9 protein-coding genes are annotated in these 14,772 nt (G+C 51.4%); 7 read left to right on the forward strand and 2 right to left on the reverse strand.

All coding sequences use genetic code 11. The annotated features are described in order from the left end of the window. The first annotated feature begins 108 nt into the window (after window positions 1–108). From nirB to UNDYM_RS06330, 4 genes are all read left to right on the forward strand, one after another. Entirely contained in the window at window positions 109–2,538 is a 2,430-nt protein-coding gene (gene nirB / locus UNDYM_RS06315) for a nitrite reductase large subunit NirB (RefSeq protein WP_162040289.1), read from the forward strand. A 24-nt stretch (window positions 2,539–2,562) separates the two neighbouring features. Next, window positions 2,563–2,907, forward strand: a complete 345-nt coding sequence (gene nirD / locus UNDYM_RS06320) for a nitrite reductase small subunit NirD (RefSeq protein WP_110255775.1) — start codon at window positions 2,563–2,565, stop codon at window positions 2,905–2,907. A gap of 63 nt (window positions 2,908–2,970) precedes the next feature. Further along, on the forward strand, window positions 2,971–5,733 hold the full coding sequence (locus tag UNDYM_RS06325) for a nitrate reductase (protein ID WP_162040290.1): 2,763 nt from the start codon (window positions 2,971–2,973) through the stop codon (window positions 5,731–5,733). A gap of 4 nt (window positions 5,734–5,737) precedes the next feature. Next, entirely contained in the window at window positions 5,738–6,208 is a 471-nt protein-coding gene (locus UNDYM_RS06330) for a GNAT family N-acetyltransferase (protein WP_162040291.1), read from the forward strand. A 20-nt stretch (window positions 6,209–6,228) separates the two neighbouring features. Here the strand turns inward: UNDYM_RS06330 and UNDYM_RS06335 are convergent, their stop codons facing one another. Together UNDYM_RS06335 and UNDYM_RS06340 are read right to left on the reverse strand one after the other, a co-directional pair. Continuing rightward, window positions 6,229–6,870 carry a LysE family translocator gene (locus UNDYM_RS06335; protein WP_162040292.1) on the reverse strand — a complete coding sequence of 214 codons (642 nt, stop codon included), beginning with the start codon at window positions 6,868–6,870 and terminating at the stop codon, window positions 6,229–6,231. A gap of 36 nt (window positions 6,871–6,906) precedes the next feature. Beyond that, window positions 6,907–7,278 (reverse strand): GFA family protein, encoded by a 372-nt coding sequence (locus UNDYM_RS06340; protein ID WP_232063763.1) that lies wholly within the window; start codon window positions 7,276–7,278, stop codon window positions 6,907–6,909. Window positions 7,279–7,727: 449 nt separating this feature from the next. Between UNDYM_RS06340 and UNDYM_RS06345 the strand changes: the two genes are divergently transcribed. Genes UNDYM_RS06345 through UNDYM_RS06355 form a run of 3 tightly spaced genes read left to right on the forward strand, consistent with a single transcriptional unit; the run spans window position 7,728 to window position 14,769 of the window. Beyond that, entirely contained in the window at window positions 7,728–9,263 is a 1,536-nt protein-coding gene (locus UNDYM_RS06345) for a ShlB/FhaC/HecB family hemolysin secretion/activation protein (RefSeq protein ID WP_162040293.1), read from the forward strand. Between the two features lie 11 nt (window positions 9,264–9,274). Continuing rightward, window positions 9,275–11,584, forward strand: a complete 2,310-nt coding sequence (locus tag UNDYM_RS06350) for a CHAT domain-containing protein (protein WP_162040294.1) — start codon at window positions 9,275–9,277, stop codon at window positions 11,582–11,584. Then, window positions 11,581–14,769: a filamentous hemagglutinin N-terminal domain-containing protein gene (locus UNDYM_RS06355; RefSeq protein WP_162040295.1), complete on the forward strand. Its 3,189-nt coding sequence runs from the start codon at window positions 11,581–11,583 to the stop codon at window positions 14,767–14,769. The genes UNDYM_RS06350 and UNDYM_RS06355 overlap by 4 nt, the downstream gene beginning before the upstream one ends. The last annotated feature ends 3 nt before the right edge of the window (window positions 14,770–14,772 follow it).

Consider the following 14,772-nt stretch of genomic DNA (forward strand, 5'->3'; position numbering starts at 1 on the left):
GCAGTTAAATTGGTGCAGGCTTATAAAAACAGCCTGGCTTTCCCTCTGATAAAAATGAACTGGCATTGCTCTTGCTTAGAGTCTGGGGAGACAAGCAAAGGAGCAGCCATGAAGAAACTTAAGCTAGTGATGGTAGGGAATGGTATGGCAGGTGTGCGTACCCTGGAAGAATTAATCAAGATCGCGCCCGACCTGTATGACATTACCGTATTTGGTGCAGAACCTTATGCCAATTACAACCGTATCCTGCTATCACCAGTACTGGCAGGCGAGCAAACCATCAAAGACATCATGCTTAATGATGTCGACTGGTATGAAGAAAATAATATCACGCTGCACCTCGGAAAAAAAATCACCAAAATCGATCGCCACAAACGTATCGTGATCGCCGAAGACGGTACCCAGACTGAATACGATCGTCTGCTGCTGGCCACTGGCTCTACACCTTTCATGTTGCCGGTTCCAGGCAAGGATCTCAAGGGCGTGATTGCCTACCGCGATATCTACGACACCAACACCATGATAGAAGCGGCAGAAAAGCATACACATGCTGTCGTTATCGGTGGTGGTCTGCTGGGTCTGGAAGCCGCCAATGGTTTGAAAATGCGCGGCATGAGCGTGTCTGTCGTGCATCTGCCAGGCTGGCTCATGGAGCGTCAGCTTGATCCTGTTGCTGGCAAGATGCTGCAAAAATCACTGGAAGACCGTGGCCTGAACTTCCTGCTCGAAAAAAATACCGAAGCCATCATTGGTGATGATGCTGGTCACGTCAAAGCCATACGCTTTACCGATGGCCTGGAAATCCCTGCGCAACTGATCGTCATGGCAGTTGGCATACGCCCCAATACTGCGCTGGCAGAATCTGCAGGGCTGTACTGCAATCGCGGCATCATCGTCAATGACACCATGCAGACTTATGACCCGCGCATTTACTCTGTTGGTGAATGCGTCAATCATCGCGGCACTGTGTACGGTCTGGTCGCACCTCTGTTTGAAATGGCCAAAGTCTGCGCCAATCACCTGGCTAATTTTGGCATAGGCCGTTACCAGGGTTCAGTCACCTCCACCAAACTGAAAGTGACAGGTATAGATCTGTTTTCTGCCGGTGAATTCATGGGTGGCAAAGACACGGAAGAAATCATCTTGTCTGACCCCATAGGTGGCGTTTACAAGAAGCTTGTGGTTAAGGATGACAAGCTGATTGGTGCCTGTTTATATGGCGATACTGTCGATGGCAGCTGGTATTTCAAATTGCTACGCGAAGGCAAGAATATTTCTGAAATCCGCGATTCCCTGATGTTTGGTGAATCAAATACCGGTGACGTTGGTCATGAAGGCCATACCAAAGCCGCTGCCATGCCGGACGAAGCCGAGGTCTGTGGTTGTAACGGTGTCTGCAAAGGCACCATCGTCAAGGCCATCAAGGAAAAAGGCCTGTTCACCCTGGATGATGTGCGCAAGCATACCAAGGCTTCAGCTTCCTGCGGCTCCTGTACCGGGCTGGTAGAACAAATTATCATGTTCACCGCTGGTGGTGATTATTCAACGGCTTCAAAAGTCAAACCCATGTGCGCATGTACTGATCATAGCCATCAGCAAGTGCGTGATGCCATCAAGGCCAACAAGTTATTGACGGTATCTGGCGTGCAGGAATTCATGGAATGGCGTACTCCTAACGGTTGCTCCAGTTGTCGCCCGGCCATCAACTACTATCTGATTTCTACATGGCCACGTGAAGCCAAGGATGATCCGCAATCACGCTTCATCAATGAGCGCTCGCATGCGAATATCCAGAAGGATGGCACTTACTCCGTCATCCCGCGTATGTGGGGTGGTGAAACCAATGCCAGCGAATTGCGCAGGATTGCTGATGTCGTCGATAAATTCAAGATACCAACAGTCAAGGTCACTGGTGGCCAGCGTATCGATTTGCTGGGTGTGAAGAAAGAGGATTTGCGCGCCGTATGGCAAGACCTGGGCATGCCATCCGGCCTGGCTTATGCGAAGGGTCTGCGTACCGTGAAAACTTGTGTGGGCAGTGAATGGTGCCGTTTCGGTACGCAAAACTCCACCCTCATGGGGCAGCAACTGGAGCGTGAACTGGCACGCATGTATTCGCCACACAAGGTCAAGCTGGCTGTGTCAGGTTGCCCGCGTAATTGTGCTGAGGCAGGTATCAAGGACGTTGGTGTTATCGGCGTTGATTCTGGTTGGGAAATTTATGTAGGCGGTAATGGCGGTATCAAAACCGAAGTTGCGCAATTCCTGGTCAAGTTGAAAACCCATGAAGAAGTCATGGAATATACCGGTGCTTTCTTGCAGTTATATCGTGAAGAAGGTTGGTACCTGGAGCGCACCGTGCATTACCTTGCCCGTGTCGGTCTGGATTATGTGAAGAAAATCATATTGGAAGACCACGAGCGCCGCAAAGACCTGTATCAACGTTTGCTATTTGCACTGGAAGGTGAGTCTGATCCATGGCATGAACCAGAAAAAGCTCAGGTCGATACGCGTCAGTTTGAACGCTTGCCAGCATAACGCCATTTTTTGAGAGGAAAAAACATGAGTCAGGAATGGCAAGTTATTTGCCGTGTAGAAGATATCCCCGTACTGGGTGCGCGCGTGGTTGCACGTGCGGCCAAGCCGGATGTCGCCATCTTCAGAAATACAGAAAACAAGGTCTTTGCTCTGCTGGATAAATGCCCGCACAAAGGCGGTCCTTTGTCACAAGGTATAGTCTTTGGCGAAAGAGTAGCCTGCCCCTTGCATAACTGGAACATAGAATTGCCCACAGGTTGCGCGATTTCTCCAGATGAGGGCTGTACCCAGAAGTTCAGTCTGAAGGTGGATGCAGATCAGGTATATCTGGATGCAAATGAGTTACGTACGCTCGCAATAGAGGCATAGAAAAAATGCGCTACATCACATACTATGCATAGTATGTGATGCAGCGTGCACTTAAAGGCATGTATGACTGAAACCAAATCTACCTGTTGTTATTGCGGCGTTGGTTGCGGTGTAGTAATTGAAAGCGATGGTAGGCAAGTGCTGGGTGTACGTGGCGACACCGAGCATCCAGCTAATTTTGGCCGCCTGTGCAGCAAGGGCAGCACTTTGCATCTGTCTGCAGATGCAAAAATACAGCAACAGGTCAGGGCGCTGTATCCTGAAATGCGTGATTCGCTAATGCGTGAAGAGCTACGTCAGCGCAGTGACTGGGATACCGTCATTGCCAGCATGGCGGGCAAGTTTGCAAACACCATCAAGACGCATGGCCCAGACAGCGTGGCATTTTATATTTCTGGTCAGTTGCTGACGGAAGACTATTACGTCTTCAACAAACTCGCCAAGGGCTTGATAGGCACCAATAATATCGACAGCAACTCGCGCCTGTGCATGTCAAGCGCGGTTGCTGGTTACAAGCAGACCCTGGGTGCGGATGCACCGCCTGCCTGTTATGAAGATATAGACCTCGCAGAAGTTATTTTCATCGTCGGCTCCAACACGGCTTACGCACATCCTATTTTGTATCGCCGCCTCGAACAGGCCAGGGAAAAAAATCCAAACCTGAAAGTGATAGTCGCAGATCCACGTCGTACAGATACTGCGCGTGAAGCGGATTTGTTCCTGCCTATCTTGCCAGGTACCGATGTCGCCCTGTTCAATGGCATGTTGCATCTGTGCCTGTGGGAAGATTTAATCGATCTGACCTATATCCAGGAACATACCGAAGGCTTTGCCGAACTCAAGCAAACCGTGCGTGACTACACGCCAGCAGCTGTCGCCAAGACCTGCGGCATCAAGGAAGCTGACCTGGTGCAGGCGGCACGCTGGTTTGGCCAGTCCAAAGCCAGCCTGTCGCTGTATTGCCAGGGGCTGAATCAATCATCTGCCGGTACTGCAAAAAATGCTGCACTGATCAATCTGCATCTGGCTACCCATCAAATCGGCAAGCCAGGTGCCGGGCCGTTCTCTTTGACTGGCCAGCCCAATGCCATGGGCGGGCGTGAAGTCGGCGGCATGGCCAACTTGATGTCGGGTCACCGCGACCTTGCCAATGCTGAACATCGCGCAGAAATTGCCGCCTACTGGGGTGTAGACGATGTGCCCGCCACACCGGGTAAAACTGCAGTGGAAATGTTTGAAGCAGTCCGGCAGGGTGAGATCAGGATCATCTGGATAGTCTGTACCAATCCGGCGCAATCCATGCCCGAGCAAAACCTGATACGCGAAGCCCTGCAAAAAGCCGAGCTGGTGATTGTGCAGGAAGCATACTCCAGCACCGCCACCGTGCCTTATGCCGACATACTTTTACCCGCCAGCACCTGGGCCGAGAAGACAGGCACCGTCACCAATTCAGAACGCCGCATATCCCGCGTGCGCCCCGTCATACCAGCACCTGGCGAAGCAAGACACGACTGGCAAATCGCCAGTCAGTTTGCCCAGGTACTGGCTCCTTTGCTGGGCAAGTCGCCAGCAAACTTCAAGTACGACAGCGACGAACAAGTCTGGAACGAGCACCGCGACAGCACCCGTGGCCGTGACCTGGATATCACCGGCTTGTCTTACGCCATACTGGAACAGCAGGGGCCACAGCAATGGCCTTATCCGGCGGGTGCCAGCGCTGGCAAACAGCGCCTGTATGAAGACGGTATCTTCCCTACACCAAATGGCCGCGCACGTTTCGTCAATACTGTGTATCAGCCTGTCAAGGATGCAGTTGATGCACGCTACCCATTTTCCTTGAACACGGGTCGCCTGCGCGATCAATGGCACGGCATGAGCCGCACCGGTACTGTGGCGCAGTTGTTTGCCCACGTGGCAGAGCCTGGCCTTTGCATGGAGGCGACTGACATGCAAAGACGTTTTCTGAAAGCGGGTGATCTGGTGCACGTCAGTAGTCGTCGCGGTACTGTCATTTTGCCGGTAGTTGAAAGTGATGAGCAGCGTGCGGGCCAGGTTTTCATTGCCATGCACTGGGGGGAAGAATATGTATCTGGCCGTGGCCATGCCGGCAATGCCAGCTATGGTGTGAATGCCCTTACTTCACCGGCAATTGATCCGAGCTCTAAACAACCTGAACTGAAAGCCGCTGCCGTCAAAATTCTGAAAGCAGAATTACCCTGGCGCTTCGTTGTATTCGCGTGGCTGGATAGCGAAGAAGCCTATAGCGTACAAGCAGCCTTGCGCCCTTATATGCGCGAGTTTGCCTATGCATCCTGCACACCATTTGGTCGCGACAAGGTGGGGGTGATCTTCCGTGCCGCCAATGAAGAAGCGGTGGCAACTGAAGTTCTGGAAAAAATCGAGAAGATTTTTGGCATAGTGGGCGCGGACGTCTTGCGCTATGACGACAAGCGCCGCAGTGTTTCGCGGCATATCCTGGTGAATGAAGGTAGTCTGGCTGCCGTGGCATTGGCGGGAGATGTGTCTGCCGAGAGTTGGCTCAAGGACTTCCTGCAGGCGCAGGAACCAGTCGCCAGGTTGGGCCGCCTCCTGCTGATGCCGAGCACGACGGCACCGCAGGGTTTTGCAGCACGTGGCAAAGTAGTGTGCAGTTGCCTGAATGTGACCGATACTGAAATCAATAAGACACTTGCAGATATGGATGGTTTGCCTGCCGATATTCTGGCTGGCTTGCAGGGCAAGCTTAAATGCGGCACGAATTGTGGCTCATGTGTGCCGGAACTCAAGAAGATGATTAGTTTTAATATGCAGGAAAAAGTCGCATAAAAACATGATGATAGAAAGAGTCGATCCGGCTTCAGAAGCAGCAGGCAGGCTGATTGCCATGTCTGATGCTTACATGGCTGCACTATATCCAGCCGAGAGTAATCACATGCTCAGCGTGGACGCATTGCTGCAAGATAATGTGATTTTTCTCGGTTGTTACATGGACGGACAACTGGCTGCCTGTGGTGCTGTCAAAATACTGTTTGATGACGATGAGCAGTTAAGTTATGGTGAAATCAAGCGCGTGTTTGTACCTGATGAATTTCGAGGAAGAGGTTTGTCCAAGCACATCATGCGGGCACTGGAAGATCATTTGCTGGATCAGGATATACGTGTAGTCCGATTGGAAACCGGTATCAGGCAGCCCGAGGCGCTGGGCTTATACTTTCGCCTCGGCTATGCCGAACGGGCTGCTTTTGGTCAATATGAAGAAGACCCTTTGAGCGTCTTCATGGAAAAGATTTTATCTGTCTGAATCCTCAGACTCTCAGACCCTCAGGCAGTTTGCCTGCGCAAACTGAGCAACATCGTCCCGAAGGTAATGAAGGCCGCACCGACCACGCGGTTAATCCATTTCACAAAACGCGGCTTGACCAGTACATGCATGGCACGTGCCGCCAGTTGTGCATACATCAGATGGGTCAGGTAAGACAGGCCCATGAAGATTGCCATCAATGCAAAAAACTGCGGTGCCAAAGCTTCACCCGGTGTGATGAAGTGCGGGAACAGGGCCGTAAAAAACATCAGGGCCTTGGGATTGGTGGCTGCTGTCAAAAAAGCTTCAGAAAATAATTTGCGCGGACGTGGCCTGCTATCAGCCTGGCCGTTCTGTGCATCATGCGCCAATGCGCTGCTTTTTCCAAATAACTGCTTGGCACCGATATAGAACAGGTAAAGTGCACCAATGATCTTGACGGCGGCAAACAGCATGGCTGACGAATTCAGCAAGGCGCCCAGGCCTAGAAATGCGGTAGTAGAAAGGCAAAAGATGCCGCATACATTGCCAAAGGCTGACCACATGACCGCACGTGTGCCATAACTCGCACCGTTCTTTAAAGACAGCAAGGTGGCTGGGCCAGGGCTGAGTATCGCGAGGCTGGCGATGGCAGTGAAGGCAAGCAGGGTTTGGGTTTGCATGGCTGGTTTCCTGTTTAGTGTAAAAGATTTATCGCCTTATGGCATCTTGGCACCAACGGCCTGGCGCACAGGAATACCTTCAGGGTCAAAGTCGTCAAGGCAATAGACGTTGATACCAAAATTGTCTGGCGTCACGCGTTTTCGATGAAAAGGATAAATGCCGCAAGTCTTGCAAAAATAATGATGGGCTGTATTGCTGTGGAACTGGTATTCACTCAATGATTCTGCACCCGCCAGCAGCTTGAACTTGCTTTCATGTACCTTGACCATCAGGGCATTTTTGCGGCGGCATATTGAACAGTCGCACATCGTCAGCTCAGGAAAATCCGTCTCGATTTCAAAGCTCACCGCGCCACAGTGGCAACTCCCCTGATATATTTGCATGGGGCGGGAACCGGATATTTGCATTTTTTCTACTCCAGAATCTACTATGAGTTCATCTTAGAGCATGGCAGGCAATGTGTACCGGTACAATTTCCTGCAAGATACTGTGCTGCCACGGTCTTTTTACCATGCCAATTTTATGAGGTATTTAATTATCAAGTCGTGAGCAATTATTCAAGCTTGCTGCAAAGCCTTGTCTGCCTGTTTCAGATGTGTCCAAATGTAAGCCATACCTTGGTATCGTTGTAATGATTTGGCAATAGACTTATCATGCCGGGTCTGCGTTGTTAGTCTGTACTGCGGCACTATTTCCCTGTTTATTTTTTAAACCATCTCATGCAAGCAATTCTACATACTATGACCGCACATCGATTTCTCAGTACTGGCGGTCAATAACGATGTGGAATTCTATTTTTGCAAGACCTGCAGTATCAGGTACTTCACGGATCGCGGCCTGTATTGTGTTGGCGTGCTTGAATCCAGATGTCGTTTTCGCCAATGATTTACCTCCTGTACAAACGATAGCCAGAGATGTGCTGGTCAGGGAGTTTCAATTCAGTGGCAACGTAGTCATCAACACCTCAGAATTGCAAGCAATGTCGGCAGCCTATCTTGGCAAGCGCACCACTTATGCTGATCTGGAAGAATTGCGCACCCGTATTTCACGCCTGTATGCAGAACGTGGTTACCTCAATTCTGGCGCTGTTCTGATCGTGGCAGAGGGTAGCGAGCCTTTTCCATCAGGCGTAGTCAGCATACGTTTGATAGAAGGGCGCATCTCTGAAGTCCGGGTAAAGGGGGAAGAAAGACTGCGGCCTGCGTATTTGCAGCAGCGCCTGCTCAGGGATAACGAAGTATTCAATATGCCAGTCTTGCAGCAGCGTTTCCAGCTCTTGCTGACTGACCCGCTGTTTGAAAAAATCAATAGCCGCATCATCCCCGGTGACAAGCCGGGTACTGCCATACTGGACATCGATGTTGTTCGCGCCAAAGCCTATGGCCTGAATATCTATGCCAATAACTACCGGGCGCCCTCAATAGGATCAGAAGTTTTGGGCATGTCAGGCTGGGTGCGCAATCTGAGTGGCTATGGCGATTATCTGGAAGCCAGTGTCGCCCATAGCGAAGGTGCCGACCCTGTGCATCTTGGCTGGACTATGCCTGTGAACAGCCTTGGTACTGCATTCAAGCTGGGTCTTGATAAAGGCAGCTCTTCTGTTGTTGGTGAATCCATGGCAGCGATCGATATCAAGAGCCGTAGCTCTGGTTATGAAATTGGTATGAGCCAGACTTTATCGAATAGCCTGCAAAGAAAAATCGAACTCGGCCTCAGCTATGGCCAGCGCGATAGCCAGACCAGTTTATTGGGCGAGGCGTTTTCCTTCACGCCGGGCGAGCCTGACGGTTATTCAAAAACCAAAGTAGTACGCTTTTCCCAGGAATGGACAGAGCGCTGGGAAACCCAGGCCCTGGCCTTGCGCAGTGTGTTTGCTTTTGGCCGCAATAATATAGACAGTAGTGATACCAGCTTTCAGGTGCCTGATCAGCATTACCGCATCTGGACAGGGCAACTGCAATATGTCAAAAACCTCGGCAAAGCCGGTGATCAAATAATTTTGCGCGCTTCTGCCCAGCTAACACCAGACCGTTTATTGCCCATGGAAAGATTCTCGCTGGGTGGCGTCGCTACCGTTCGCGGCTATAGGGAAAACGCTGTCGTACGTGACCGTGCCTGGTTATTGAATGCAGAATACCATTACCCCTTGCCAGTCTGGCTGGAAGCGGGGCACAAATTCAAGCTTATTGCCTTTACTGATCTGGCAACAGCCAGCAACCAGGGTGAGGCTGCACAAAGACTGGCTTCGATAGGTGTGGGCATGAACTGGCAATGGCAAAACTGGGCAGCCGACTTGTTCCTCGCCAGGAAGCTCATCACTTTGCCGGGGCAGAGCAGTGGCAACTTGCAAGACCATGGCGTGCATGCCCAATTGACTTACCATTTATTTTGAGAGTGCGGCATATGCGTAAAAAATTTGCCTCACCAGCCAGATGTATCTTGATTGCCAGTGTACTGGCAATGTCTGTTCACTTGGCCGCATCTGCAAACGATGCCGCGCTGGATCAGGGCGTGCGTGAATGTGCCAGCGGTAGTTATATCCAGGCATTGTCTGTCTTACAAACTGCTTACGCCAGAGCGGATCAGACAGCGGATAAAGTCGAGGCAGCGTCTGCACTGGCACAGACTTATGTGCAGATGCATCAGGTTGCCAAGGCAGAACCCTACCTGGTATTTGCCTTTGATCACGCCAGCAATAAACTGGACAAGGCTGGCTATGCGATTGATGTTGGCAACTGGCAGCAGCAACAGGGGCATGCAGAGCAGGCGCGTTACTACTACGATACGGCGCTGCAATTGGCGCCGTCGGATGCCGCAATCGCCATCAGCGTCGGACTGAACAGGCAAAAACTGGAGTTAAAAAATCTGACTCCGGCAGCCAAGCTGAAAAACCTGCAGGCATTGTGGCAGCAACTGATACAAGCAGGAGAGCAGCCACAGGCTGCCCGCTACAGCCTGAATCTTGGCGTGCAAGCCAGGGCTTTGGGCGCAGAGGGGCAGAATCTGGCTTTCCAGTCATTCGACCATGCACGCAAACTCGCGGCAAAGCAGGGTCAGGCGAGATTGCAACTGGAAGCGCTGGACCAGCTTGCACAGCTTTACGAAGATGCCCATCGTTACGATGATGCCCTGGCCTTGACTGATCAGGCAATGCTGGTTTCACAGGGGCTGGAAGCGCATGACTTGCTCATCAATATCGAATGGCGTCATGGCCGCATCTTGCGGGTGCAAGCAAAAAATACTGAGGCAATCGCCGCCTATCAAAGAGCACTTGAGCATATAGAAGCGATACGCACCGACATACCGGTCGAATATCAGGATGGCCGTTCGTCATTCCGTGAAACACTGGAGCCTGTGTATCTGGGGCTGGCAGATTTGTTATTGCAGACATCCGCGCAACTGGATGATGTACAAAAAAAAGCACAATTGCGTCGCGCCCGCGATGTGCTGGAATTGTTGAAGCAAACAGAATTGCAAGACTACCTGGGTGATCGCTGCGCTGTTGATACTGCCAGGGCCAATCGTAAGACTGGCAAGAATGATGTGATCGCTGATGATACAGCGATACTCTATCCCATCATCTTGCCCGACAGGCTTGAGCTTTTGCTGGAAACAAGCAAGGGCATGTATCGCCATAGTATTACTATGTCTGCCGCAAAGATGCGCGTCGACGTGCTGGATTTTGGCAATCTCCTGAAAGACAATCTCTCTTTCAAGCCTCAGGCAAAGCGTCTTTACCAAGCCTTGCTGGCACCAGTTGATACCGAATTGACGCAGCAAGGTATACGCACATTAGTTATTGTCCCAGATGGCGTATTGCGCCTTTTACCTTTTGCAGCCCTGCACGATGGCCGACAATTTGCCATAGAAAAATATGCGATCGCCGTGGTGCCAGCACTGAGCCTGACCAATACCAGTGCCCGTAGCCGGGAAGGGGTAGCATACAAAACACTGCTGGCAGGCATGAGTGAACCAGGTGCAGTGCTTGATAAACTGCCCGGTGCGATGGTTGAGCAATTGCTGGCAGCGAATCCACAAACGACTGCAAATGGCAGACAAGTTGCCAGAGCCGTGTTGACGCGCAGCCTGCGTAACATCCCCAAAGCAGGCGAAGCTGCTATCCTGAACAAGCCAGCACAGCATCAACAATTGCAGCAGATGCTGGCGTTGGCTGGTGTCGATGAAGAAATCCGTACACTGGAAAAACTGACCAGCAGCCAGACTTTGTTGAATGCGAAATTTACCGTCGCTGCATTCAGTCAAAAAGTCAAAACAGGCGATTACCAGATTGTGCACATTGCTTCGCATGGTGTATTTGGCGGCACTGCCGACAGTACCTTTGTCATGGCGCATGATGACTTGATCACCATGGATAATTTGCAAGGTTTTTTACGGGCAGGCAGTATGAAAAATCAAGAACTGGAATTATTGACTTTGTCAGCCTGTGAAACGGCTGAGGGTGATGACAGGGCACCACTGGGCCTGAGTGGTGCGGCTCTCAAAGCCAGGGCCAGGAGTGCCTTGGGTTCATTGTGGCCAGTATCCGATGATGCGGCGACCTTGCTGATGGGCCAGTTTTACCGCCGCCTGGCAGAACCTGCCATGAGCAAGGCGCAGGCTTTGCAAAAGGCACAATTGGAATTGATGAAAAATAATCAGTTCAGTCATCCATTTTATTGGGCACCATTCATCATGGTCGGGAGCTGGTTATGAAGACTAAGCGATTACATAAGATGGGCTTGCTCAGATTAAGCCTTCTCAGAGTAAGCCTGTCCTTGGCTTTTGGGAGTATCCCTGCATTTGTTTACGCCGGTGCCACCACTGACGGTACAGTTGGTGCCGTACAAAACCTCAGTGGCAATTTTGTCGTACCACAAAGCCTGGGGTCGACCAAGGGCGGCAATTTATTTCACAGTTTTAAAAACTTCAGTATAGAAAATGGTGAGTCTGCCACTTTCACTACGACGACGGCTTTGCAAAATGTCATAACCCGTGTCACTGGCGGTGCAGCCTCGAATATCAATGGTTTGTTGAAACTCAGCGCATCTGCGGGTAACCAGCCGCATTTTTATTTCATCAATCCTGCTGGTGTGATTGTTGGTGCAGGTGCTGCCATCGATGTACCCGCAGGTTTGCATATCAGCACAGCAGATTATGTGAAATTTGCAGATGGAAATTTTTATGTCGATACGGCAAAAGCCAGCACCCTGTCTGCTGCCGCGCCTGAGGCTTTTGGATTTTTGGGAAATAATTCTGCCGCTCTCGAATTCAAAAACGGCGCGACTGTCAATGTCCGCCCGCAACAAGCACTGACCCTGGCCGCTGGCGATATCACGATCAATGACGCCAGCTTGCTTGCACCCGGCGCGGCAGTGCGTGTGGCTGCAGTGGGCAAGAGCAAGCTGGAAGTTGGTTTTGCCGGTGATTTGCCTGCAGCGGGTGGCAAGTTGAGTATCCTCAATGGCGGCAGCATCAATGCGTCTGTGAGTGGTAATGTCGATGGTGCCCAGGTGCGAGTACAGGCTGGGGATATTATGATTGACGGCCAGGATGCACGCAAGCCTACCGGCATTTTCAGCAATGCCAATGATGGTGGCGCAAAATCTGGTGACATCGTTATTGCGGCAAACCAGCAGCTCAGCATCGTCAATGCCGGTCGCATTTCGACTTCTACTTTTAGTTCTGGCAATGCCGGTTCCATCAGGCTGGATGCAGGTAGTGTCAGCATGGATGGCAAGGGCCAGGTAACAGGTATTTTCAGCCAGGCTAATGAGGCTTATGGCAATGCAGGTAATCTTGACATTAATGTAGCTGGCAAACTCAATATCCTGAATGGTGCCGTCATTTCATCATCGACCTATACCTCAGGCAATGCTGGCAATGTGCGTGTGAATGCTGGCGACATCATGCTGGATGGCGCAGAGGCCAATGGTCCATATACAGGCTTGCTCAGCACCACCAATAAAGGCACAGGCAATGCTGGCAATGTCGAGGCCACTGCCAAAGGCAAGCTCAGCATATTGAGCAGCGCACAAATCTCTTCCGCCACTTATGCGGCAGGGCAGGGTGCCGATGTCAAAGTCACTGCGGCAGAATTGCTGATCAATGGCAACGGCGTCTCTACCGGCATCAACAGTATTTCTGGCGCTGCTGGCAACGCCGGTAATGTCAGCGTCAATGTCAGCGGAGCCACTTCCATATTTTCTGAAGGTGGTATTTCAACGTCGGCATTTGATGCAGGGCAGGCTGGCAAGATCAGGTTTGTTGGCAATAGCCTGAGCATTGATGGTCAGGGGCTGGAAGCGGGCATCTATAGTGACGCCGGAGATTTCCGTACCGCAGCCAGCTTCCGTGGTGGTAATGGCGGTGATATTGATGTAAGCCTGACAGGTAAATTATCACTGGCTGGTGGCGGGCGTATATCCACTACAACTTACACACGCGGCAATAGCGGTTCTATCAATGTAGCTGCCAACACTGTGGCTCTGGATGGTGACGGCAGCGGCATTCTGGCAGAAACCATAGGCATCGGTAACGCGGGCAATATCGCAGTCAAGACCAGCCAGTCTTTGCAGATACAAAACGGTGCCAGGATTTCTTCTGCAACCCACTTTGTTGGCAATGGCGGCAGCGTCAGCATTGATGCTGCCAGCCTTGATATTGATGGCAAGAGCCTGACGACCGGCATCTATAGTGATGCTGGTACGCAGGCACAAGGTAATGCGGGAAATGTAGCAGTCAATGTGACAGGCAATCTGTCATTGAAGGATGGTGGTCAGATATCGTCCGCGACGACCAGTTATACCACTGGTTCGGCTGGTACGGTGAAGGTCAATGCTGCCAATATCAGCCTCGATGGCAAGCTCAGTAACCCTGTCAAGGACGATGAGGGAAATTCCAAGGTCTTGAGTACAGGTATCTTCAGCAGCGCCAATGCCGGTGATGAATCTACCAGCAGGTCAGTCGGCAATGCCGGTACCGTGAATGTCACTGCGGGTCAACTGCAGATGAGCAATGCCGCATTGATTTCATCAAGTGCCTATGCCAAGGGCAAGGCGGGTGAAGTCAATGTCAATGCCAGTAAAATTCGTGTAGACAGCAATGCCATTATCAGCTCTGAAGCCGGTGCTGCATCCAGCGGTTATACTGGTAATGTGAATATCAAGGCGACAGACAGCCTGAATCTGGATCAGGGCATAGTATCAATTAGCAATGCCGCCCAGGTCAGCGCCGACAAATTGCCAGCCAAGACCCTGCTGGCAATTGATGCTCCGGATATCACATTGCAAAAAGCGCAGATCACTGCTTCTGCCAGCGGCAATGTGGCGGCCAGCGATATTCGCCTCAACTACGCTCACCGCCTGCTTGCCAAAAACAGTAATATCAACACCAGTGCTTTTGATGGCAATGGCGGTGCAATTACGGTACAGGGTAAAGGCGCTTTGATACTTGAGCGCTCACAAATCACTACCTCCGTTACAGGTTTGCAGACCGGTAATGGTGGTGACATCAGCATCAGTGCGCCAGCTTTGATACTGCGCAGTGGCTTCGTCCAGGCAAATACTGCGGCCAAGGCTGCCAGTGGTGGTAATGTGAACATACAGGTGAACGCCACCATCGCCAGTGGCAATCAATTGCTGCTTGGCGGTGCACCATTAAAATTTGATGGAAGTGGCAAGAATTTGATACAGGCGGCTGCACCTGATGGCGTGAACGGGGCTGTCAGACTGAGTAGCCCGCAAGTCGATTTCTCCGCCAGCCTTGTGAATTTGAATGCGCAGACTTATGATTTTGCTGACCTGGCGGCGGACTTGTGCCGGCTGGGTAGCGGTAGCTCCCTAAGCCTGGTTGGAAGGGGCGGCTTATTGCCGACTGCCACTGGTTTATTGAGATACTAAGTT

Source organism: Undibacterium sp. YM2 (genome assembly GCF_009937975.1).
Taxonomy (GTDB): Bacteria; Pseudomonadota; Gammaproteobacteria; order Burkholderiales; family Burkholderiaceae_D; genus Undibacterium.